The following is a 22,485-nucleotide window of genomic DNA, read 5'->3' on the forward strand; positions in this document are numbered from 1 at the left end:
GCTGGTTTTCCGCGCAGGTTTATCAACATATTATTCTGGCGTAAGCGCGACGCTTAGCAGCTATTTATCATCCTGATGGGCGAGACGTACCGGCAGATACCACTGCCGTGCTGCAGCGATAATCGCCTGCAGCATCTCCTCATTCAGCGTGCGATTCAGGCGCTGGAGATAAGGATCGCTGCCCTCCCCCTGCACCTGATAGCCGCCCTGCCACGCCTGCAGCAGCTTATTCAGCGCCTTTTTCTGCGTGGCGTCATCTTCCAGCAGCTGGCCGCTTTTGCGATCGAAGCTCGCCTCCAGCCAGGCGCCGCCGCTTTTGTTTAACAGCAGCAGCGGCTGCGCCAGCCCCTGCTCGCAGGCGGCGGCATACTCTGCCAGCAGCGACTGCGCCCGGTCGGCGGCTACGGCATGAAAGCGCCAGCAACTCTGTTTACGGCCATACATCCGGCTTACGCCGCTGCCGCCCAGCGCACAGTAGACCAGATGCTCCAGCCACAGCTGCAGTCCGTCATTCATGTTCAGCACGCCAGGCCGCCAGCGCAGCAGGCCATCAGCCTGCACCTGCGTCAGCCAGCCGGTCAGCCGCACGGTATCGAGCTGCAGATTTACCTCCTGACTCTCTGCCGGCAGGCGCTCTCCGGCGACTTCCGCCGCAACCTCCTGCATCTCTTCGGTCTGGCTCTGCCAGAAAAGTTCACCAAAGGCGCCATAAGGCAGGTTACCTGCTGCGCGATGATGCGCATAGAGCTGCTGCGGATCCTCGCCGTTCACCAGCGCATTGAGCAGCTGCGCGTTTAACTGATAGCGCTCAAGGCTATCAGGTGCAAAGGGCTCGCTATCGGGCAACTCACTCTCTTCTGTCCAGAATGAGACGCCAAGACGCTGCTGAAACCAGGCGCGAACCGGATGACGCCAGAAGCGCAGCAGCTGCTCCAGCGTCACAATCTCCTGCGTTTTCACCGCCAGCGGCTGCACGAAGTCGGGCTGTGCCACGCCGCGGCCGGTAGCCGCCGGCAGCCATTCGGCAGCAAAGCTCTGCCGGTGAGTGTCAGGCGCAAAATTCTCTGCGGCAAATGGCATGCGGCTGTGCAACGTTTGTAAGTGCTCACGTACATGCTGTTCACTGATGTCCGGCTCGCACTGCTCATCGCCCGGCAGGCAGAAACTCTGTCCCAGATAATCAAGCAGTTCCGTGACCAGCACTGAGGGATAGCGCTCGGTGTTATCCTGAATCGCCCGGCCGATATAGCTGATATAGAGCTGCTGCTGGGCTGAAATCAGGGCCTCAAGGAACAGATAGCGATCGTCATCACGCCGGCTGCGGTCGCCTTTGCGCGTCTGCTGCTGCATCAGGTCAAACCCTACCGGTGCCAGCGTGCGCGGGTAGACGCCATCATTCATACCCAGCAGGCAGACGATTTTGAAGGGAATTGAGCGCATCGGCATCAGCGTACAGAAGTTTACCGGACCTGCCAGAAAACGCTGGCTGATGCGCTGCTGATCGAGACGTGAGCGCAGCTCATCGCGCAGCAGCGTCACCGGCACCGGCTGCTGATAAGCAGATCCCATACCCTGTTCAATGATCTCTTTCCACTGCGTCTCTACCAGCAGCAGCGCCGCCTCGCTTTCGGCATCTCCGCTGAAAAAGCTGTCAATCAGCTCACGGCACAGCGGCAGCCACTCCGCCAGCGTGCGCTCACCGGCCAGCCGGCTGCGCCAGGTATCAAGCCGCATCAGCAGCTCGGCCAGATGTCCCGCCAGCTCTGCGATCAGACCGCTTGACTCATCGTAAGGCAGGATCCCCTGCCAGTCACCGTTGCGGCTCTCAAGCGCATAGCCCAGCAGCATACGCTGCAGGCCAAAACGCCAGGTGTGCTGGCCGGTAACCGGCAGCGACAGCGCTTCAATGCTGGCATCGTCCAGCCCCCAGCGAATACCGGACTCCATGACCCAGCGGCGCAGCAGACGCAACCCGCTCTCATCCACGGAAAAACGCTGCGCCAGCGCCGGCACTTCCAGCAGCGCAAGGATCTCCTCTGAGGCGAAGCGACTCTCCGGCAGCGTCAGCAGGCTCAGCAGCGCCAGAATGGCCGGATGAGCCTGACTGGCACGACGGTCAGAAATGGCAAATGGCAGATAGCGATCCGGCGGTGCGCTGGCAAATGCCGCCTGAATAAAGGGCGCATAGCTATCGATGTCTGCCACCATAACGATGATATCGCGCGGCTTAAGCTCAGGATCGGCCTCCATCATCGCCAGCAGGTGATCCTGCAGCACCTCCACTTCACGCTGTGCGCTGTGACAGATCTGCAGCGTGATGGAGCGATCGGCCGGATCGAGAGGGCGCTTCTCTGCGCTGTTCATCAGCTCTCCGGCACTCAGACCAATCACCGCGCGATCGTCAAGATTCAGCAGGTCAGCCTGCAGGTTGTGTAGCAGCGTGTCATCAGGCAGATCGACAAATGCATCGATATCGTTGGCGGCTGACTCCATCTGGCTGAGCAGAAACAGGTTGTCGCGTCCCAGCTTTCCCCAGGAGGCGAGCAGCGGGTTTGTCAGCTGCTGTTCACCGCTGCTGTTAAACAGCGTGGAGGCGGCTTCAGGTTCGCGAAACAGCGGCAGCGTCTCCTCTGAATGCAGACGGCGGCGCTGACGGCTCTGCAGCTTTGCCAGAAACGCGTAATCCTGAATATCCCCCCAGTAGTGGCGGCAGGGATTAGTAAACAGCAGATGAATATCGATATGGCGGCCCAGCGCTTCAAGCGCCTGCAGGTAGACTGGCGGCAGCGCGGAGATACCGCAGATAAATACGCGCGGCGGCAGGCCAGGCGGCGTGCTTTCAGCCCGTTCCAGCGTTTCAATAAAGCGGGCGTACAGATTGGCACGGTGCCACATCGGCTGACCGAGGCTTTCCGTAAAGCTGACCAGATCGCGCCAGAGCGCTGCCTGCCACTGCTGAGCGTCACCCAGTCCCTCAATCAGTGCACCACGCTCCCAGCTGTTGAGCCAGTCAGCACGATAGACCAGATACTGGTCAAAGAGGTCGGCGACGCGGGTGCTGAGCTGGTAGAGCTTACGCTTGTCGTCGTCATCCTGCAGATAGAGCCGCAGCGACTGAAACGTTTCCTGCTCCAGCAGCACCGGCAGGCGCTGCATCAGCTTCCAGCTCATGTTGGCTTTAGTAAAGGCGCTCTCTTCCGGGATCCCCGGCAGCACCTTCACAAACATGCTCCAGATAAAGGTGGCAGGCAGTGGGAAATCGATATTTGCGGCAATGCCAAAGCTGTTTGCCAGCTCCATCTGCAGCCACTGCGCCATTCCCGGGCTCTGTACCAGCACCTGTTCAGCCGCAAAAGGATCGGCGAGAGGCTGGTTTTCAATCAGGATGCCTGCCAGATTTTTCAACAGATCGAGCTGATTGGAGTGGTAAACCCGGAACATAATTCTCCTTTAACAAAGCAGTACCCTACAGCCTGGTCACTCTACCCTTAAACGGCGGAGATGCCTATTAATCTGGTCATCTTCGTGACATTTCAGCCGTGCCAGCATCGCTGTGCGCTGATGCGGGCTGGTCACGGTCACCCGCTCCAGCGTGCAGCTACCTGGCAGAATCTGCTGCTGGCGCTGCGTGTGCCAGCCCGCTGTGTCATGACCCAGCAACGCCTGCTGCGCAACCTGCCACGCCTGTCGCTGCTGCCACTGCTGGCTGAACCCCAGCGTCAGCGCACGCTGATAGTGCAGCAGCGTCGAGATGCTCAGCGCCAGCAGCAGCATGCCCACCAGCGCCTCGGCGAGGCTAAATCCCCGCTGTAACTGCCTCTCCCGGACACGCCTCCGGCGCGGCCAGCGGGCAGAAGTCAATCCAGCCGTGCGGCAAGGCCAGCACGCGCGTTCCACGAAGTTCAACCCAGCGGTAGAGCCAGAGTGCGCTGCCTGCCTGGCGCGCGGATAACAAGCCATGCCCTTCCTCCCTGCGCAGCAGACAGCTCTGCCACTGCGCGGTTGTCCACTGCTGACACTGCCAGCCTTCAGCCGGCGACCACTGCTGCTGCACTCCCCAGCGTAGCGCCGCCTGCGCCTGGCTGTGATGCTGAAAGTAGTGCTGCGTATCGGCAACCAGCACCATGCTGCGGCTCAGCTGCTGGCGGGTCGCATGCAGCGTTACGCCTCCCAGCAGCAGCAGCATCATGACCATGCCGAGCGTACTGTTGCCCCGCTGGTTCATAGATTGATGCCTTCGATAACGCGTACCAGCGTGACCTGCTGCTGACCTGCACGTGCCGCCAGCTCCAGCCGCAGGTAGCGCTGCTGACGGCTGACCTGAAACCGTTCCAGCAGCATAAATGCGGGATCGGTGATGCGCTCCCAGCCGCTACCATGACACGCCTCAACGCCGCGCTGCATCTCCAGCTGCCCGCTACGCAGACGATAGCCGTAGTAATCACTGTCGCTATGCCCCGCTCCCTCCCAGCGACCGTTGCTGTTCTCATCCCAGCGCAGCAGCACACAGCTGCCGCTGTTTGCCAGCGTCAGTGGCGCACCGCTGCAGGTTCCCCGGCAGTAGCCCGCCCGGCGCAGCGCTTTTTCCAGCATGCCGGCTATCTGCTCCAGCTCCTGCTGCAGCTGTACCCGCTGCTGCAGCCGCAGATTCTGTTCCAGCAGCAGCGGCAGAAAACGCCCCAGGCTAAGCATCAGCATGGCGCTTATCGCCAGCGCAATCAGCGTTTCCAGCAGGCTGAACCCGGCCTGAGCTACCCGCACGTCGCTGCTTCCGGCTGGCAGAGACGAACACGCGCGCGGGCAGAGATGATTGCGCGCCAGCGCCCGGCAGCGCTCGTTATTTCCACGCTACCGGCGCGCGCTACGTCTCTGCGCCCGTAAAAACCGGGTTCGCCCGTCAGTGCGCTGAGGTGTATGCCTGCATACGGTGGCGTGAACCACCAGCGCGAGGGCGTCGTGCAGCCTGCAGGCGGTACGGGGCCGGTACCGAGACAGCCCCCCTGACCCGGCTGCAGCCAGAGCTTTAGCTCGCGATTATGCCAGCCCGCATGCGCACGCAGCTGCAGCAAAAACGCCTGCAGCTGCAGCACACTTTCGCGCAGCTGCTGCTGCTGCTGCCAGCGCTGCCACCCCTGTATCACCCCGCCGCTCAGTACGCCTGTGATGAGCATGACGATCAGCAGTTCCGGCAGGGTAAATCCGTGATGATTATCTCTGTTCATGACGTCACTCTGCCGTCAGCGCAGCAGCGCTACAAGCGTGACAGTTGTGCGGTCAGGAGGGGCTCACAGACGTGCTTCATCCGCTACAGAGAGAACCATTTTTTTGTGCGGCAGCGTCAGAAAAGCGTGGCCGGACAGGCAAAAAAAGCCCTGCACAGCGGCAGGGCTCAGGGGCGTTCGGGAGCAGATCAGACTGCCACAGGGGCCTTGATGGCAGGATGGGGATCGTAGCCTTCTACCTCAAAATCCTCGAACTGATAGTCGAAAATTGAGGCTGGCTTACGCTTAATCACCAGCTTCGGCAGCGGACGTGGTTCGCGCGTCAGCTGCAGGCAAGCCTGCTCCAGATGGTTGCTGTAAAGGTGGGTATCGCCACCGGTCCAGACAAAATCACCCACTTCCAGATCGCACTGCTGCGCGACCATATGCACCAGCAGCGCATAGCTGGCGATATTAAACGGCAGGCCGAGGAAGATATCGCACGAACGCTGATAGAGCTGGCAGGAGAGTTTGCCGTTCGCGACGTAGAACTGGAAAAAGGCGTGGCACGGAGCCAGCGCCATCTGATCCAGCTCGCCCACGTTCCAGGCTGAGACAATAATGCGGCGTGAGTCCGGATCGCGTTTCAGCTGCTCAATGACTCTGCTTATCTGATCGATCTCTGCGCCAGAGGCGCTGCCCCAGCTGCGCCACTGCTTGCCGTAGACCGGACCTAAATCTCCGTTTTCATCCGCCCACTCATCCCAGATGGTGACCTTGTTCTCTTTCAGATACTGAATGTTGGTTTCCCCTTTCAGGAACCACAGCAGCTCGTGAATGATAGAGCGCAGGTGCACTTTTTTGGTGGTGACCAGCGGGAAGCCTTCCTGCAGATTGAAACGCATCTGGTGGCCAAAAATGGAAAGCGTGCCGGTACCGGTACGGTCGGCCTTTTCTGCGCCTTCATTCAGCACATGCTGCATCAGTTCCAGATACTGTTTCATTTTACCTCTCGGGTTTGTTGCTGCGGACGACGACGATACGCCCAGACCATCATGATAATGCCCGCCAGAATCATCGGCACAGAGAGGATCTGCCCCATGCTGATACCGCCTTCAAACAGCCCCAGCTGCGCATCCGGCTGACGGAAAAACTCGACAATAATGCGAAACGCGCCGTAACCAATCAGGAACAGTCCGGAGACACTGCCCATTGGACGCGGTTTGCGAATAAACAGGTTGAGAATAAGAAACAGCACTACGCCTTCCAGACACAGCTCATAGAGCTGGGAGGCGTGACGGGGCAGTACGCCATAGGTATTCAGCAGCTGCTGATACTGCGGGTTATTCACCGCTAGCGCGAGATCTTCACTGCGCGATCCCGGAAAGAGCATCGCGAATTTAAAATCGGGCGCCACGCGGCCCCACAGTTCGCCATTGATAAAGTTACCGAGGCGACCCGCGCCAAGACCAAACGGGATCAGCGGCGCAATGAAGTCAGACACCTGGAAGAAGGTACGTTTCGTGCGACGGGCAAAAATCAGCATGACCACAATCACGCCGATAAGGCCACCGTGGAAGGACATGCCGCCATCCCAGACCTTGAACAGGTAGAGCGGGTTTTCCAGAAACAGCGGCAGATTGTAAAACAGCACATAGCCGATACGACCACCGAGAAAGACGCCGAGGAATCCGGCATAAAGCAGGTTTTCCACTTCGTCTTTCGTCCAGCCGCTACCGGGCTTGTTGGCGCGGCGCACCGCAAGCCACATGGCAAAAACAAAGCCCACCAGATACATCAGGCCGTACCAGTGAAGCGAAATCGGTCCGATTGAGAAGATCACCGGATCGAATTGGGGAAATGAAATGTAGCCGTTATTCATTATTCACCATCGATTTTTCTGCCCAACGCGGGCGTGGCTAAAGGGCCAGACAATAAAAGGCTGCGCATCATAGCACAGCCGCTTTTCACAGTTTCCGCAGAAATGTAAACCGTTAACGACCGCCGCGAATCAGTCCACCCAGACCGCGACGCTCCATAAATGCCGCAACCAGATGACGCACTTCCGAAGCGGTATGCGCTGCAATGCCCTGCTGGCTTAGCTTCTGTACTTCCTCCCGATCCAGATGTCGCAACAGGTACTTCACCCGCGGAATATTTTTGCCGTTCATGCTGAGATGATGATAGCCAAGCCCGACCAGCAGCGCGACACACATGGGATCGCCCGCCATTTCACCACACAGGCAGAGCTCAAGTTTGGCTTCCCGGGCTTCACGCGCAATGGTATGCAGCGCGCGCAGCATGGCGGGATGCAGCGGATCGTAGAGGTTTGCGACCCGGGTGTTGTTGCGATCCACCGCCAGCAGATACTGCGTCAGATCGTTGGTGCCGACCGAGATAAAATCAACGCGGCTGGCCAGATGCGGGATCATAAACAGCATTGAGGGCACTTCGATCATAACGCCGATACGCGGCCGGGGAATGGGATAGCCCAGTACCTCTTCCACTTCACGTCCGGCGCGATCGATCAGCCGGCGCGCGTCATCGATCTCATCAATATGGCTGATCATCGGCAGCAGAATATTGAGGTTTCCGGAGGCGACGTTAGCGCGCAGCATGGCCCGCACCTGGACCAGGAAGATCTCCGGCTGATCGAGCGTCAGGCGAATACCGCGCCAGCCAAGACACGGATTCTCTTCGCTGATTGGCATATAGGGCAGCTGTTTGTCCGCGCCGACGTCCAGCGTGCGCAGCGTGACCGGCTTATCGTAAAACAGCTGCAGCATGCCCTGGTACTGCGCCACCTGCTCCTCTTCTGACGGGAAGCCGCTTTGCAGCATAAACGGGATCTCAGTACGATAAAGGCCGATGCCATCGACCCAGCTGTCCAGCGCCTGCTCATGCTCCGGGCTAAGACCGGCATTGAGCATGACCTGCACCCGCTCCCCGCTTTTCAACTCACCGGGCTGATCCACCACGCCTTCCGCCATTTTGCTCAGCGCGTTCTCTTCGCTGATCAAACGCTGATACTCCTGTACCAGCACCGGCTCAGGATCGATCAGGACTTCCCCGCGATAGCCATCAACGATCAGCTGCCGCTTGTTGAGCTGCACCGGCAGGATATCGGCACCCATCACGGTCGGGATCCCCATCGCCCGCGTCAGGATCGCCGCATGTGAGTTAGCGGCGCCGTCGCGCACGACCACGCCTGCCAGCCGCTCATGCGGCAGCTCGGCCAGCGTCGTGGCCGTCAGCTCATCGGCCACCAGCACAAAGCGCTCCGGCCAGGCGTTGGTTCCCACCAGCGTATCATCAAGATGAAACAGCAGCCGCTGCCCCAGCACCCGCAGATCGCCAGCCCGTTCGCGCAGATAGTGATCCTGCAGGCTGGCAAACTGCGCCGCAAACTTTTCGATCACGGTTTTTACCGCCCACTCAGCCACCGATCCGCGCTCGATCTCCGCAAACAGATCTTTTTTCAGCCGCGCATCGGTCAGCAGATGCGAGTAGAGATCGAAGATTGCCGCGCTCTCTTTCTGCACGCCGGCCGCAAAGCGTTTACTGAAACGGCGGAATTCATTGCCCGCTTCCCCCATCGCCACCACCAGCCGCTCGCGCTCGCGCTGGGGATCAAGTTGATGCGGCAGAAACCTGATCCAGCAGCGGCTGTGTTTCATCCACCCAGCCGATCGCCACCGCCACGCCCGGAGAGGCGGCAATCGCTTTAACACGGGTTTGCCGGAACTGGCCAAATAGCTGGCCGAGCTGTGACTGTGAGAGCAGCCCCGCCATTTGCGTGGCGAGCGTCACCAGAAATGACTCTTCACTCTCATCAAACTGACGGTGTTCGCGCTGCTGCACCACCAGCACGCCCAGTAGCTGGCGACGACTGATAATAGGTACACCAAGGAAAGAGCGATAACGCTCTTCTTTTACGGCAGGAATATATTTAAAGCTGGGGTGACTCTGCGCATCGGCCAGGTTAATGGGTTCAGCAAGCCGGCCAACCAGGCCGACAATGCCTTCATCAAACGCCAGTGCGATCGTACGGCCGCGCGGTTTTTTCAGACCGCGGGTCGCCATCAGGTAGTAGCAGTGTCGATCGTGATCGGCGAGGTAAACCGAGCAGACCTCGGTCTCCATCGCCAGGCAGATTTCGTTAACCAGAATGTCGAGTGCTTCATTCAGACGCGGTGCACCCGCCACTTTTTCTACTATTTCGCGCAACTGAGTGAGCATAAGGGGCGTGGCCTATCCTCTTTTACGACGGTGGGCAACAGGGTTATTGCGCTGCCCCACACTCTCCTGCATCGACATTACCACGCCAGCAAACTCTTTCATGACGCGCCGGTAAACATCGCGCTTGAAGGAGACCACCTGACGTACCGGATACCAGAAGCTCACCCAGCGCCAGCCATCAAACTCGGGTGTGCTGCTGTGTTGCACATTGATATCCGCGTCATTACACATCAACTGCAGAAGAAACCACTTCTGTTTCTGGCCGATACAGACCGGCTTTGTATCCCAACGCACCAAACGTTTAGGCAACTTGTAACGTAACCAGTTACGGGTTGAAGCAAGTATTCGAACATCTTTGCGGTGTAAACCCACTTCTTCGAACAGTTCGCGATACATCGCCTGCTCTGCGGTTTCACCCGGATTGATGCCTCCCTGAGGAAACTGCCAGGAGTGCTGTCCAAAGCGCCTGGCCCATAACACTTGCCCCTGCCTGTTGCAGATTACGATACCAACATTCGGGCGGTAGCCATCATCATCGATCACTGGACTACCTCAAAGCTTAATTTGAATGGTCTGATTGTTTCACACTCCTTACAGGCGGTAAACCACTGGATAAGCCGGACCTCCGCAGAATAAAAAAGAGTTAACCCACAGAGATGACTTAACTTATAAACAGTTACCCTGCCTGTTGTGCGATCTTATGCACTTTTTCTGTGGATAGCTTTGTGCAGAACGCGGTAATTAACTGCAGACAGTTTAACGCCAGCGCAAAACAGAGGATTCTTATCCTGATAAATATATGATTATAATTAATAACTTAATTAAAAAAATGGTGTCAGTCCGAAAGGCTTTTTTTAGCGCGGGTCAGACAAAGAGAGACGTGTGATTAAAAAACAACCGCCGTTGTTTTTATCCACAAGGAATGCCCTAAACCTGGTCAGATGATGCAAAAAAATCGCGCATTGCGGTTCAGCAGGCCCTGTAAATAGAAACAGGGATCGGCTCAGGACGGGCTTATCCCATTTATCTGTGGATAACTTACACTGATATCCTGTTTATTGTGGCGGACAAATCGGGATAAACTGTCTCTCTGAACCGTACCTGCTGCTGCAGTCATTCAAAAAAGCAGTGTGAATCATGCTATTATGACGCCCGTTCAGAAAGAGGCGATGTGGACAACCTGCCCGCCCGCAAACTGATTATTTTTTAACCAACTCAGATATTGATCATGACATTTCACGATCCTTTGCCCGGTTCCCCGATAAGTGAAGAAGAGTTGCTGCAGCGTGCGCATCAGCTGGCCGGAGAGCGGCTGGAAACCCTGGCAGCCCGGCTTAACCTGCCGGTACCTGATAATCTTAAACGCGATAAAGGCTGGGTCGGCATGCTGCTGGAGCTGCACCTGGGTGCCAGCGCCGGCAGTAAAGCGGAGCAGGATTTTGCGCATTTGGATATCGAGCTTAAAACCATTCCGGTTGATGCTCAGGGCAGGCCACTGGAGACCACCTTTGTCTGTGTGGCGCCGCTGACGGGTAACAGCGGCGTGACCTGGGCGTCAAGCCATGTGCGCCATAAGCTGGCGCGGGTATTGTGGATCCCGGTTGAGGGCGAGCGCACGATCCCACTGGCTGAGCGTCGGGTGGGTACGCCCCTGCTCTGGCAGCCAGACGCAGAAGAGGAGCAGCAGCTGCGCGCCGACTGGGAGGAGCTGATGGATATGATTGTGCTGGGGCAGGTCGAGCGTATTACCGCCCGCCACGGCGCCTGGCTGCAAATCCGTCCCAAAGCAGCCAACAACCGGGCGCTGACGGAAGCCGTAGGTGAGCATGGTGAACGCATTATGACGCTGCCGCGCGGCTTCTATCTTAAAAAGCACTTTACGGCTGCGCTGCTGGCGCGCCATTTTTTACTGTAATTCACTACACGCTCTCTTATACCGCACATTTTCCGACGTCTGGTTTTGCCAGCGTCCGCCAGCTAACGTTACACTCTTCAGTGTGCTGAGCAACCAGCAGGAAACGTGCCTGCTTGTCAAGCTAATGCACGCTATCTCTCGCTTTTTTAAGAATCATGCGATTACTTCGTCAGGTAAAAGCATTTATTACTACACTTTTGCAGTTGGAGCAGCTCAGGGAGCGGATAATGAAAGGGTTAGCGGGTGTAGCGGGTTTACTGCTGGCAGCGTCAGTGCTGAGCGGTTGCAGTAGTGACTATGTGATGGCAACAAAAGATGGCCAGATGATTATGACCGAGGGCAAGCCCTCGATCGATAAAGAGACCGGCCTGGTTGAGTACACCGATCGGCAGGGTCACGTTATGCAGATCAACGGTGATGAAGTTTCCACCATCATTGAACGTTAAGTGCCAGATTACCCGCCTGCACGGCGTTTTCCTCCGTGCAGGCGATTTCCCGGAGTTTCCCCTCTTCCTTCCTCTGTGTCAGACAGGCTATAGTCCGAAAGGACAGAACATTCCGTTTCATAATGAAAAAAGGAAGCCGGCAATGCATTATCACCGTATCCCCCATAGTACGCTGGAAGTCAGTCAACTGGGGCTAGGCACGATGACGTTTGGTGAGCAAAACAGCGAAGCCGACGCCCACGAACAACTCGATTACGCTGTGAGCCAGGGCATCAATCTGATCGATACCGCAGAGATGTACCCGGTTCCGCCGCGTCCTGAAACCCAGGGATTAACTGAACAATACATTGGCAGCTGGCTGAAAAAGCGCGGCAGCCGCGATAAAGTGATCCTCGCCAGCAAAGTCGCCGGGCCGGTTCGCGGCAGCGACGCGCTGATCCGCCCGCATCAGGCGCTCGATCGCAAAAACATTCGCGAAGCGCTGGATGCCAGCCTGAAGCGTCTGAATACCGACTACCTCGATCTTTATCAGCTGCACTGGCCGCAGCGCCAGACTAACTACTTTGGCAAGCTCGGCTACGAGTACAGCGAAAGTACCGCGACCGTGACCCTGCTGGAGACGCTGGAAGCGCTGACCGAACAGGTGCGCGCCGGTAAGATCCGCTACATTGGCGTTTCGAATGAGACCGCCTGGGGCGTAATGCGCTATCTGCAGCTGGCTGAAAAACATGAGCTGCCGCGGATTGTGACGATTCAGAACCCTTACAGTCTGCTGAACCGCAGCTTTGAGGTTGGGCTGGCCGAGATTAGTCAGCATGAAGGCGTGGAGCTGCTGGCTTACTCAAGCCTCGCATTTGGTACTCTGAGCGGCAAGTACCTGAATGGCGCGAAGCCCGCTGGCGCCCGCAACACGCTGTTCAGCCGCTTTACCCGTTACAGCAGTGAGCAGTCGCAACAGGCGATCGCCGCCTATGTCGACCTGGCAAAGCAGCATAATCTGGATCCATCGCAAATGGCCCTCGCCTATGTGCGCCAGCAGCCGTTCGTTGCCAGTACCCTGCTGGGCGCGACCACGCTGGAGCAGCTGAAAACGAATGTGGAGAGTTTTAATCTGACGCTGAACGCCGATGTGCTGGAAGCGCTGGAAACCATCCACCGGCAGTATACCTATCCCGCACCGTAATTTTTCAGGGTTATATGAATACGGCGGAGATTAACGCAAGGGCGTCATTAATGACGCCCTTTTTGATTGCGGTGAAATCGTATAAACGCAGGTGCATCGATACATATGCCAGGGTCGCATAAATGCGACCCTACGGGAATGTTGAATCATGCGATGGGAATTCGCAGGGGCGTCATTAATGACGCCCTTTGAATGCACCAGGGCCGCATGAATACGACCCCCTACGGGAATTTTGAATCATGCGATGGGAATTCGCAGGGGCGTCATTAATGACGCCCTTTGAATGCACCAGGACCGCATAAATGCGGCCCCTACGGGGATACGGGACGCGATTTCCACCACAGCAGCGCGATTGCGGCGGCAAATGCTATGCCAAAGCCTGTGCCGGTGGCAATCGCCGGGGCACCGAGCTTAATCGCCAGGGTATAGAGACCCAGCATCAGCAGCATGGCGCTATTCTCGCCGAGGTTCTGCACGGCAATTGCATTACCTGAACCCACGCTCGCCTTACCGCGCTCCTGCAGCAGTGCGTTGAGCGGCACCACAAAAAAACCGCCCAGGGCGCCGATCGCCATCAGCAGGAGATAAGCGTTCAGCAGCGTGGTTTGCAGCGAAAACAGCACCACCATCACTCCTATCAGCACCCCTGCCGGCATACAGCGCCGCACCGTCTGCAGCGTCACCAGCTTAGCCGCCGCCGCCGCGCCCAGTACAATTCCTATCGCTACCATGGCGTTGAGCATGGTGGGCGTTTTGTTATCGGTAATGCCTAAGGCCACCGGCACCCAGAGCACCAGCAGGAAACGCAGCGTGACCCCTGCTCCCCAGAACAGACTGGTACCCAGCAGGGAAAAACGCGTCTCGCCGTTATGCCACAGCTGGCGTGCTGCACCGCTGAAGCTGCGCAGCATCCTGAGCGCATGCCAGCTCTGACCGGGACGCGCCGCACTGAGGCGGGGAATGAAGAGATTGGCGACGACCGCCAGCGCGTAGGTCAGCGCACAGGCGGCCAGCGCCATCAGCAGATGCCAGTCCGCCAGTATCCCGCCCGCTACCGAACCGAGCAGAATGGCCGCGATGGTCGATGCCTCCATCAGCCCGTTGGCTTTCACCAGACGTTCACCGCTGGTGATTTCCGTCAGAATGCCATACTTCGCTGGCGAGTAAGCGGCCGCGCCGATGCCCACCAGCGTATAGCCGAGAAACGGATTGAAGCCGAAGCAGATGGTCAGCGCCCCCAGCAGCTTCAGGCTATTCGCCAGCATCATCACCCGTCCTTTGGCGAAGCTGTCGGCCATCTGCCCGACAAACGGCGCCAGCAGAATATAGGTGGCGACAAACAGCATCTGCAGGACCGGCTGGCTCCAGTCGGGGTAGAACTGATTTTTCAGCACTGCCAGCGTGGCAAACAGCAGCGCGTTATCACCAAAAGCGGAAAAAAACTGCGCCACGATCACGGCAATCATACCGCGCGACAGCAGCGGAGCGCGGGCCTCCCCATGCTGGCTCATGCTCTCTCCTCTTCAGCCAGCTGCTTCAGGCTGACGTAGTCTGGCTTACCGCTGCCGAGCATCGGCAGCTGTTTCATGACGCGGATATCGCGCGGCACCGCCAGCTCTGGCGCACCGGTTTCACGCGCCGCCTGCAGCAGCTGCTCGCGCGTCAGCTCGCTGTCGGTGGTAAATAGCACCAGCGCTTCGCCGCGATTACCGTCCGGACGCAGCGAGGCGGCATGCTGTTTTTCACCGGAGGCTTTCAGCGCAATCTGTTCAACGCTCTCCAGCGACACCATCTCACCGGCTATCTTGGCAAAGCGCTTCGCCCGGCCCTGAATCTGACAAAAACCGCCTTCATCGAAACTGACAATATCACCGGTATCATACCAGCCCGCCTCCATTACACCTTCGCCGTTGTCCGCCACGGGCGGTTCCAGCACGCCGGGCGCGTCAACACGCAGATAACCATTCATGATATTCGGGCCGCGCAGCTGCAGCCGGCCACCCTGCTCAATGCCCGGCACTGAAATCAGACGGGAATCCATGCCGGGCAGCAGACGGCCAACGGTATGCGTGCGGGCAGCCATCGGCACGTTGATCGCCACAACCGGCGCGCACTCGGTGACGCCATAGCCCTCAAGAATACGAATACCGTATTTCTCCATATAGAGCTGGCGCGTGCCTTCCTGCAGCTTCTCCGCACCGGCTACCACGTAGCGCAAACGGGCAAAATCATAGGGGCTGGCGAAGCGCGCGTAGTTACCCAGAAACGTTGACGTACCGAACAGAACGGTGCAGTTGCGGTCATAAACCAGCTCCGGCACGATGCGATAGTGCAGCGGACTGGGATAGAGGAAAACCTGCGCCCCGGTGAGCAGCGGCGTGAAGAGCCCCACCGTCAGGCCGAAGGCGTGAAACAGCGGCAGCGCTGACATAAAGCGATCGCGCGGCGTAAAGTCGGCCACGGTGCGGATCTGCTCCACGTTAGCCAGCAGGCTCTTATGAGAATGCACCACCCCTTTAGGATGGCCTTCCGAACCAGAAGTAAACAGCACCATCGCCGCCTCTTCCGGCTGCTGCGCCAGCTGTGCCCGGCGCGGCAGCAGCAGATGGCCAAGGATCCACAGCTTATCCTGCAGCGTTACCGTCTCTTTAAGATCTTCGAGGTAAATCCATTCGACTTCAGTCAGCCCCTGCGGCAGATGCCACAGGTTGCCTTTTTCCAGAAACTGGCGTGAGGTAAACACGGTTTTTACCTGCGAGGCGGTCAGCGCGGCACGCATGCCGCTGACGCCAGCCGTATAGTTCAGCATGGCCGGAACGCGCCCGCGCATGGATGCACCGAGGATCGCTGCAGCGGTCACGGTAGCATTAGGCAGCAGCAGACCAATATATTCTCCCTGCTGGCTATAGCGCTCAAGAATACGTCCCACCCCGAGCGCCTTTTTCAGCAGGCCGGTGTAGCTGTCCGGCTGAAAATTTACATCTTCAATACAGGCTTTGGTCAGTCCGTAGCGGGTACGCGCGCTGAGAAAAGCTTCGTAGAGCGTTTCGCGCGGGCGCACCGCCATGCGCGCTTCCATCATAATATGGTGCAGGTGTTCACCTGCCAGCACGCGCCGGTCGCGGGCGCGTTTCGCCTCCGGCATCGGAATATGGGTCGCTGGCAGCACGCTCAGCGTAATCCGGGGAAACAGGCGGCGCTTAAACACCCCGCCAAGACGGCCAAACGGCGTGTACTCCGCTCCCTCAATGCGCATCGGCACCACCGTCGCGCCCGATTTCGCCGCCACAAAGCCGGCACCGCTGTAGATCTTCATCAGCGACCCGGTCACGGTGATACGACCTTCCGGAAAAATCACCACCGGGCGGCCGGTATTAATCATGCGAACCAGATGTTTGATTGACATCGGCTTAGTGGGATCGAGCGGGACAAAGTCGATAATCGGTTTCAGCAGGCGCATATACCAGCGGGTGCTGATAGCAGAATAGACCGCAAATACCGGCCTGATCGGTAAAAACAGCGCCACCAGCACGCCATCCAGAAAGGACATATGATTAGGCGCGATCAGCACTTTCTCTTTATGCAGCGCCGTAAGATCGCCGCGCAGCTCCACGCGCCATAGCAGGCGACAGAGAGTGCGCAAAAGGGTAAATAGCATGCCAGCTCCTTAGCAAGGTCAAAAATGGTAATTACCTTGCAGGATTTGCCGGGCGGCGACAAGTACAGAGCAGAATTAAAGCGGAGTCCCTGACAAACAGCGACGCGGGGCCGCAGGAAAAAAAGATAAAAAAACCCACGCGTCTGCGTGGGTCGGTGCAACCGAACAGGGTTATACCTGCAGTGCAGGTATCGCTGCCGCAGCAGCCGATCTTCACACCAATCATACCTCTGGGATCGCTATCGTCGCGCAGCACCCTGCGAAATAACAGCGGCTAAACGCAACCGTATTCAGCGAAATGCAACCAGGTATGAACAGCGCAGCCTGCTGGTTACATTTTGATTTAGCTAGGATTTATCTGACGGTGGCTTGCTGTAAAGCGCATCCGGCGCAATGTTCATGTGCTTCAGCACCGGTCCCATAATATTGCCGAAGATGGGCGCGGCCACCGAGCCGCCGAAGTGATCGCCCGCGGTCGGATGGTTGATCATCACTACCAGCGCCACCTCCGGGTGGCTGGCTGGCGCGATCCCGGCGGTATAGTTCACGTAACCGCCATCATATTTGCCGCTGCTGCCCATCTTCTCTGCGGTACCGGTTTTGGTCGCCAGGCGATAACCTGGTACCGCAGCCTTGATACCGGTGCCGCCCGGCAGCACGTCACTCTCCAGCATATGCACCACGGTCTGTACAATCTGCGGATTGGCTACCTGTTTGCCCAGCACCGGTGGCGTGACTTTGGTTATCGACAGCGGACGATAAACGCCAAACGAGCCCAGCGTGGCATATTCGCGCGCAATCTGCAGCGGCGTCACGCGCAGGCCGTAACCAAAGGAGAAGGTTGCACGTTCAATGTCCGCCCAGCGCTCGCGATGCAGCGGAAAGTAGCCCACGCTCTCGCCGGTTAATCCCAGTCCGGTAGGCTTGCCGAGACCAAATGCCTGATAGGTGTTGACCAGCGCTTCCGCCGGCATCGCCAGCGCAATATGCGATACGCCGATATCACTCGATTTTTGCAAAATGCCGGTCATGGTGAGACGCGGCCAGTGGCCGACGTCGCGGATAAGATGGCCATTGACGCTGTAGGGGGTGGTATCAATCACCGAGTCAGGCCTCACCAGATGGCGCTCCAGGCCCTCCATCACCACCAGCGGTTTGACCGTTGAGCCGGGTTCAAAGCTGTCATTGATAGCGACGTTACGCATCTGGGCGGGTGTCGCCTTGTCAAAATTATTCGGGTTGAATGAGGGATACGATGCCATTGCCAGAATTTCACCGGTATCGATCTTCACCAGCACCGCGGCGCCGGAGTCCGCTTTGTTCAGCAGCACGCCGTCGCGCAGCCTGCTGTAGAGGGTAAACTGATCAAACTTGTCGATGCTGAGCTGCACCGTGGGCGGTTGCTTCGGCGGCTCATAATCGATCATCGAAATGATATTGCCCTCGCCATCCTGGCGATAGACCTCTTTGCCTGGCTCGCCCTGCAGCACCCGATCAAACCCTTTCTCCAGCCCGTTAAGCCCGTTGCTGTCAGCTCCCACAATGCCAATCAGCGGCGCAGCCGCTTCACTCATCGGATAAAACCGGCTGTCGTTATAGACCGAGCTGATCCCTTTCAGGTGCAGTTCGGCGATATCTTTGGCGATCCCCAGCTCAATCTTACGTCCCAGATAGAGAAACCGCTTTTTCGGGTTAGCTGTAATCTGCGCCTGCAGATCTTCCGGCCGCATGCTGAGCGCCGCCGCCAGATAGCCCCACTTTGCGCTGCTGAAGTCGGGATTCGCCTCCAGCACCCGTTTAGGATCGGCGATGATGTCGCGCGACGGTACGCTCAGCGCCAGCGCCTGGCCATCGCGATCCAGCAGCGTGCCGCGATTCGTGGGCAGCGTAACGGTGCGCAGCGAGCGCTGATCCGCTTCATGCTCCAGCATCGGATGGTTGATCAGCTGCAGATCGCCGACGCGGGCGAGCAGCAGTCCCATACAGGTCAGCACGCCCAGACAGATCAGACGAAAACGAAACGGGTTAAACGGGGCTTTAATCTGGTCTTTACCCAGAAATTTTTTAATCGGAGGCATAGCATTCCGCTGCGGTGAGAGTCGTTATCCAGACTGGTTATCGGCTGTTATAAAGAAAGGCCTGGCAAGTTGACAGGAAAACTGTGTTTCAGTTATTTGCAGAGATGACGGACAAAAAAAACCTGCGCATCTGCGCAGGTTGGTGTAATCAAGAAAACGTTTTGATGTTCACCCATCAATACCTCTGGGACCCTGACTGTAGCAAGCCAGCTGACAGCCCTGCACCTGCTTAAACGCAACAGTTGCCCGCAAAATGTAACCAGCGGTGAGATTGTTAGTGGTTTGTGCAACCGTGATGTTTTCTGACTTCGACCAGGCAGCTCATGGCGTTCGGTCCCTGCGTCAGGGAAGAGGTCCCGATATCCAGCGTCAGTACGTTCGGGTTGCCGGCGCGATCCCACGGCTGCCACGTGCCGCCAAAGCCGGGATCGAACCATGCACCGGTCGCGATAATCAGTACGCCCGGCGCGACGCCGTCGGTCAGGCGCACGCCGGCCAGCATACGGCCGCGCGCATTGCTTACCTCAACCACCTCCCCGTCGGCAATGCCGCGCTGCGCGGCATCCTGCGGATGCATCGACAGCGTCTCATGCCCGGCAGTTTTATTGGCCTGAACGGCAGGGGTTGCATCCAGCTGGCTGTGCAGCCGGTCGGCAGGCTGCACTGAGATCATATGCAGCGGATAGTCGCTGCTCAGCGGCGCACCCAGCCACTCCTGCGGCTCACACCAGGTGGGATGACCCGCGAAGTCATCCAGCTGATAGTCCGCAATGGTCTGGCAAAAGAGCTCAATTTTGCCGCTGGCGGTGGCGATGGGATGCGCCTGCGGATCGGCGCGAAACTCCTCCATAAAGATATAGGGTTTTCCGCCCTCGGGGATCTCCACAAACCCGCGCTCCCAGAACTCACTGAAGGCCGGGAAAGCGATACCGCGCCGCGCATGTGCCTGTGCGCACTGCTGATAAAGATGCTCAATCCACTGCATCTCGTTGCGCCCTTCCGTGAAGCGGTCGCGATAACCGAGGCGATCGGCGATGTCAGCAAAAATATCGAAGTCGTTGCGTGCCTGATGCTGTGGCCTGACTGCCTGGTGCATCGCCAGCACAAAGCGATCGCGCGACGATCCGCCAATATCGTTGCGCTCCAGCGTGGTTGTCACCGGCAGCACAATGTCCGCCATCTGCGCCGCAGGCGTCCAGACAATATCCTGCACAATCACCGTATCGGGTCGCTGCCAGCCGGCGACCAGCCGGTTAAGCTGCTGGTGATGATGAAACGGATTACCGCCCGCCCAGTGCACCAGATGGATATCAGGATAGTGCAGCGTCTCACCGCAGAAGTCGTAAGGTTCGCCTGGCTGCAGCAGCATGTCGCTGATGCGCGCTACCGGAATCGCCAGATTGGCCGGATTAGGCCCGGTGCTCATCATCGGCGCCGGTCCCTCCTGACGCGGATTGCCTACGCTGTTCATTGAGCCATGCCCGAATGAGAAGCCTGCGCCCGGCAGGCCCGGCTGACCCAGCATGCAGGAGAGCGCAATCATCATCCAGTAGGGCTGCTCACCGCGGTGGGCGCGCTGCACGGAGTAAGCGCTGGTCATAAAGCTGCGCCTGCCCGCCAGCTGCTGTGCCAGCTGTGCGATACGTGCGGCCGGAATAGCGGTAATGGCGCTCGCCCAGGCTGCGGTTTTTGCCACGCCGTCGCTTTCGCCCAGCAGGTAAGCGCGCAGCTGCGGCCAGCCGGTGCAGTGCGTAGCGAGGAAGGTGTCGTCAGTGGCGCCGTTGCGCAGGATCTCATAGCCCAGCGCCAGCATCAGCGCGACATCGGTATTGGGGCGAATCGGGATCCATTCGGCGTTTAGCCACGCCGGACAGTCATCGCGCTGCGGGCTGATGTTGATTACCGGAGTGCCCCTGGCGCGCAGCTGCTCCAGCGCCGGCTTCAGGCTGTGCTGCCCCGCTCCGCCGGACGCGACCTGCGCATTTTTCAACGCCAGGCCACCAAAGGCGACAAAAATCTCCGCATGCTCCACCACCTGCGGCCAGTCGGTTACGCGCCCGGTCAGCGGCATGTAAGTGCCAATCACATAGAGCAGGAAGAACTGGGCGGCGCCCCAGCTGTAGTTGCCCTGCTGATCGACCCCGCCGCCGCCCTGAAAATAGAAACGCCGCACCAGCGTCCGCGCATGGTTCACCCGTCCGGCCGAGGACCAGCCGTAAGAGCCGGTAAAGATGCCGGCTGCCCCGTAGCGCTCGCGTACGCGGCGGTTCTCTTCTGCGACCAGATCGAGCGCGGTATCCCAGCTGACCGGCACAAAGTCTTCACGCCCGCGCAGGGTGCGATCGCTGTTCTCGCGCGATTTCAGCCACGAGCGGCGCACCATTGGCTGGCGGATACGCCTGTCGGAGTAAACCAGCTCGGGGATGGTGTGGATCATCGGTGAAGGATCGGTATCGGCAAAGAAAGGTTCGCAGCCTGTCAGGCGACCATCTTCCGTCACGGCGGTAAAAGCGCCCCAGTGCGCCAGGTGCGGCACGCGTGTTTTCATGAGAGTGTCCGGCAGATAAACAGAGAATGCGCGGCAGCATAGCATGAGGCTGCACTCCGCCAGAAGCCTGCCTGTGAGCGGCTGATTTTCCGCGCTTTTGCGACAACGCTGGCATTCTGATCGCTTGCGGCCCAGGGGCTTTTCCGTAACACTGATGCGATGTGTAAACGTTTTCCCTGGATGTCGATAATTGCATGGCTACCATAAAGGATGTTGCCCGTATGGCCGGGGTGTCGGTTGCGACCGTTTCCCGTGTTATCAATAACTCTCCCAAAGCCAGCGAAGGTTCACGCCTCGCGGTAACCCAGGCGATGGAGCAGCTGCAGTATCACCCTAACGCCAATGCGCGCGCGCTGGCACAGCAATCTACTGAAACGCTGGGGCTGGTGGTGGGTGATGTATCCGACCCTTTTTTTGGCGCGATGGTAAAAGCGGTGGATGAAGTGGCAGGCGAGACCGGCAACTTTCTGCTGATTGGTAACGGTTACCATAATGAACAAAAAGAGCGGCAGGCGATTGAGCAGCTGATGCGCCATCGCTGCGCGGCGCTGGTGGTGCATGCCAAGAAAATCCCGGCAGACGATCTGGAGATGCTGATGCGTCAGGTGCCGGGTATGGTGCTGCTGAACCGGCTGATCCCGGGCTTTGAGTCACGCTGTATTGCGCTTGACGATCGCTATGGCGCCTGGCTCGCCACCCGGCATCTTATTCAGCAGGGCCATACGCACATCGCTTTTATCTGCTCCACGCACACCATTTCTGATGCAGAGGATCGCCTGCAGGGCTATTACGATGCGCTGCGGGAACACGGCCTGCCCTGTAACGACCGCCTGGTGGCCTGGGGTGAGCCTGATGAAACAGGCGGTGAGCAGGCGATGACGGAGCTGCTGGGCCGCGGCAAGTCTCTGACGGCCGTCGCCTGCTATAACGACTCGATGGCTGCTGGCGCGTTGGCGGTGCTAAGTGATAACGGCATCCGCGTACCAGAGGAGATGTCACTGATCGGGTTTGATGATGTGCTGGTGTCACGTTACGTGCGTCCGCGCCTTACTACCGTGCGCTACCCTATTGTCACTATGGCGCAGCAGGCGGCACAGCTGGCGCTGGCGCTGGCGCACGGCAGCGAGCTGCCTGAAGTCACCAATATGTTCAGTCCGACGCTGGTGCGGCGTCACTCGGTGGGTGGGCCTGGATAAGTGATGCGCCGGGAGCTTTGC

Annotated in this window: 16 protein-coding genes and 1 pseudogene; 4 read left to right on the plus strand and 13 right to left on the minus strand. The window is 58.5% G+C overall.

Annotation, left to right across the window (positions count from 1 at the left end; translation table 11 throughout):
- Positions 1-60: 60 nt before the first annotated feature.
- The 9 genes and pseudogenes from recC to rppH form a co-directional block, all read right to left on the minus strand.
- A complete protein-coding gene (gene recC / locus HA43_RS11490) occupies positions 61-3,441 on the minus strand; it encodes an exodeoxyribonuclease V subunit gamma (RefSeq protein WP_094111697.1) in 3,381 nt (1,126 codons plus the stop codon).
- 36 nt (positions 3,442-3,477) lie between these two features.
- Positions 3,478-3,774, minus strand: a complete 297-nt coding sequence (locus HA43_RS18710) for a prepilin-type N-terminal cleavage/methylation domain-containing protein (RefSeq protein WP_128083810.1) — start codon at positions 3,772-3,774, stop codon at positions 3,478-3,480.
- Positions 3,775-3,796: 22 nt separating this feature from the next.
- Complete coding sequence (locus HA43_RS11500; RefSeq protein WP_094111699.1) at positions 3,797-4,225, minus strand: DUF2509 family protein; 429 nt, start codon at positions 4,223-4,225, stop codon at positions 3,797-3,799.
- Positions 4,222-4,761 (minus strand): prepilin peptidase-dependent protein, encoded by a 540-nt coding sequence (locus HA43_RS11505; RefSeq protein WP_039379955.1) that lies wholly within the window; start codon positions 4,759-4,761, stop codon positions 4,222-4,224. Before HA43_RS11505 ends, HA43_RS11500 begins: the two co-directional genes overlap by 4 nt.
- Complete coding sequence (locus HA43_RS11510; protein ID WP_094111700.1) at positions 4,752-5,222, minus strand: prepilin-type N-terminal cleavage/methylation domain-containing protein; 471 nt, start codon at positions 5,220-5,222, stop codon at positions 4,752-4,754. The genes HA43_RS11505 and HA43_RS11510 overlap by 10 nt, the downstream gene beginning before the upstream one ends.
- A 188-nt stretch (positions 5,223-5,410) precedes the next feature.
- Positions 5,411-6,205, minus strand: coding sequence for a thymidylate synthase (gene thyA / locus HA43_RS11515; protein WP_039379962.1), 795 nt, complete (start codon positions 6,203-6,205; stop codon positions 5,411-5,413).
- A complete protein-coding gene (gene lgt, locus HA43_RS11520) occupies positions 6,202-7,083 on the minus strand; it encodes a prolipoprotein diacylglyceryl transferase (RefSeq protein ID WP_039379964.1) in 882 nt (293 codons plus the stop codon). Before lgt ends, thyA begins: the two co-directional genes overlap by 4 nt.
- 112 nt (positions 7,084-7,195) lie before the next feature.
- Positions 7,196-9,440 (minus strand): annotated as a pseudogene (gene ptsP, locus HA43_RS11525) (phosphoenolpyruvate--protein phosphotransferase).
- A gap of 12 nt (positions 9,441-9,452) precedes the next feature.
- Positions 9,453-9,983, minus strand: a complete 531-nt coding sequence (gene rppH, locus HA43_RS11530) for an RNA pyrophosphohydrolase (protein WP_039379969.1) — start codon at positions 9,981-9,983, stop codon at positions 9,453-9,455.
- 685 nt (positions 9,984-10,668) lie between these two features.
- Between rppH and mutH the strand changes: the two genes are divergently transcribed.
- The 3 genes from mutH to HA43_RS11545 all read left to right on the plus strand — a co-directional run bounded on the left by mutH (position 10,669) and on the right by HA43_RS11545 (position 12,984).
- The gene (gene mutH, locus HA43_RS11535) at positions 10,669-11,355 is read left to right on the plus strand and encodes a DNA mismatch repair endonuclease MutH (protein WP_094111701.1); all 687 of its coding nucleotides are present in this window, start codon (positions 10,669-10,671) and stop codon (positions 11,353-11,355) included.
- A 227-nt stretch (positions 11,356-11,582) separates the two neighbouring features.
- A complete protein-coding gene (locus HA43_RS11540) occupies positions 11,583-11,801 on the plus strand; it encodes a YgdI/YgdR family lipoprotein (RefSeq protein ID WP_039379973.1) in 219 nt (72 codons plus the stop codon).
- A 142-nt stretch (positions 11,802-11,943) separates the two neighbouring features.
- Positions 11,944-12,984 (plus strand): NADP(H)-dependent aldo-keto reductase, encoded by a 1,041-nt coding sequence (locus HA43_RS11545; RefSeq protein ID WP_039379975.1) that lies wholly within the window; start codon positions 11,944-11,946, stop codon positions 12,982-12,984.
- A 311-nt stretch (positions 12,985-13,295) separates the two neighbouring features.
- Here the strand turns inward: HA43_RS11545 and lplT are convergent, their stop codons facing one another.
- The 4 genes from lplT to HA43_RS11565 form a co-directional block, all read right to left on the minus strand.
- Positions 13,296-14,495: a lysophospholipid transporter LplT gene (gene lplT / locus HA43_RS11550; RefSeq protein WP_094111702.1), complete on the minus strand. Its 1,200-nt coding sequence runs from the start codon at positions 14,493-14,495 to the stop codon at positions 13,296-13,298.
- On the minus strand, positions 14,492-16,642 hold the full coding sequence (gene aas, locus HA43_RS11555) for a bifunctional acyl-ACP--phospholipid O-acyltransferase/long-chain-fatty-acid--ACP ligase (RefSeq protein WP_094111703.1): 2,151 nt from the start codon (positions 16,640-16,642) through the stop codon (positions 14,492-14,494). The genes lplT and aas overlap by 4 nt, the downstream gene beginning before the upstream one ends.
- Before the next feature lie 347 nt (positions 16,643-16,989).
- Entirely contained in the window at positions 16,990-18,720 is a 1,731-nt protein-coding gene (locus HA43_RS11560; RefSeq protein ID WP_039379981.1) for a penicillin-binding transpeptidase domain-containing protein, read from the minus strand.
- A 274-nt stretch (positions 18,721-18,994) separates the two neighbouring features.
- A complete protein-coding gene (locus tag HA43_RS11565) occupies positions 18,995-21,268 on the minus strand; it encodes a molybdopterin guanine dinucleotide-containing S/N-oxide reductase (RefSeq protein WP_094111704.1) in 2,274 nt (757 codons plus the stop codon).
- A 194-nt stretch (positions 21,269-21,462) separates the two neighbouring features.
- Here HA43_RS11565 and galR point away from each other — a divergent pair, with 194 nt between their 5' ends.
- The gene (gene galR, locus HA43_RS11570; RefSeq protein WP_039379986.1) at positions 21,463-22,464 is read left to right on the plus strand and encodes an HTH-type transcriptional regulator GalR; all 1,002 of its coding nucleotides are present in this window, start codon (positions 21,463-21,465) and stop codon (positions 22,462-22,464) included.
- Positions 22,465-22,485 lie beyond the last annotated feature (21 nt).

This window comes from Pantoea eucrina (assembly GCF_002095385.1).
GTDB classification, from domain to species: Bacteria; Pseudomonadota; Gammaproteobacteria; order Enterobacterales; family Enterobacteriaceae; genus Pantoea; species Pantoea eucrina.

Coding starts and splice junctions, on each gene's coding strand:
- HA43_RS11540 (WP_039379973.1), top strand. CDS start 11,583: ATGAAAGGGTTAGCGGGTGTAGCGGGTTTACTGCTGGCAGCGTCAGTG.
- galR (WP_039379986.1), top strand. CDS start 21,463: ATGGCTACCATAAAGGATGTTGCCCGTATGGCCGGGGTGTCGGTTGCG.
- mutH (WP_094111701.1), top strand. CDS start 10,669: ATGACATTTCACGATCCTTTGCCCGGTTCCCCGATAAGTGAAGAAGAG.
- HA43_RS11510 (WP_094111700.1), bottom strand. CDS start 5,222: ATGAACAGAGATAATCATCACGGATTTACCCTGCCGGAACTGCTGATC.
- lplT (WP_094111702.1), bottom strand. CDS start 14,495: ATGAGCCAGCATGGGGAGGCCCGCGCTCCGCTGCTGTCGCGCGGTATG.
- HA43_RS11500 (WP_094111699.1), bottom strand. CDS start 4,225: ATGAACCAGCGGGGCAACAGTACGCTCGGCATGGTCATGATGCTGCTG.
- HA43_RS11545 (WP_039379975.1), top strand. CDS start 11,944: ATGCATTATCACCGTATCCCCCATAGTACGCTGGAAGTCAGTCAACTG.
- HA43_RS18710 (WP_128083810.1), bottom strand. CDS start 3,774: ATGCTGCTGCTGGCGCTGAGCATCTCGACGCTGCTGCACTATCAGCGT.
- HA43_RS11560 (WP_039379981.1), bottom strand. CDS start 18,720: ATGCCTCCGATTAAAAAATTTCTGGGTAAAGACCAGATTAAAGCCCCG.
- HA43_RS11565 (WP_094111704.1), bottom strand. CDS start 21,268: ATGAAAACACGCGTGCCGCACCTGGCGCACTGGGGCGCTTTTACCGCC.
- lgt (WP_039379964.1), bottom strand. CDS start 7,083: ATGAATAACGGCTACATTTCATTTCCCCAATTCGATCCGGTGATCTTC.
- thyA (WP_039379962.1), bottom strand. CDS start 6,205: ATGAAACAGTATCTGGAACTGATGCAGCATGTGCTGAATGAAGGCGCA.
- aas (WP_094111703.1), bottom strand. CDS start 16,642: ATGCTATTTACCCTTTTGCGCACTCTCTGTCGCCTGCTATGGCGCGTG.
- recC (WP_094111697.1), bottom strand. CDS start 3,441: ATGTTCCGGGTTTACCACTCCAATCAGCTCGATCTGTTGAAAAATCTG.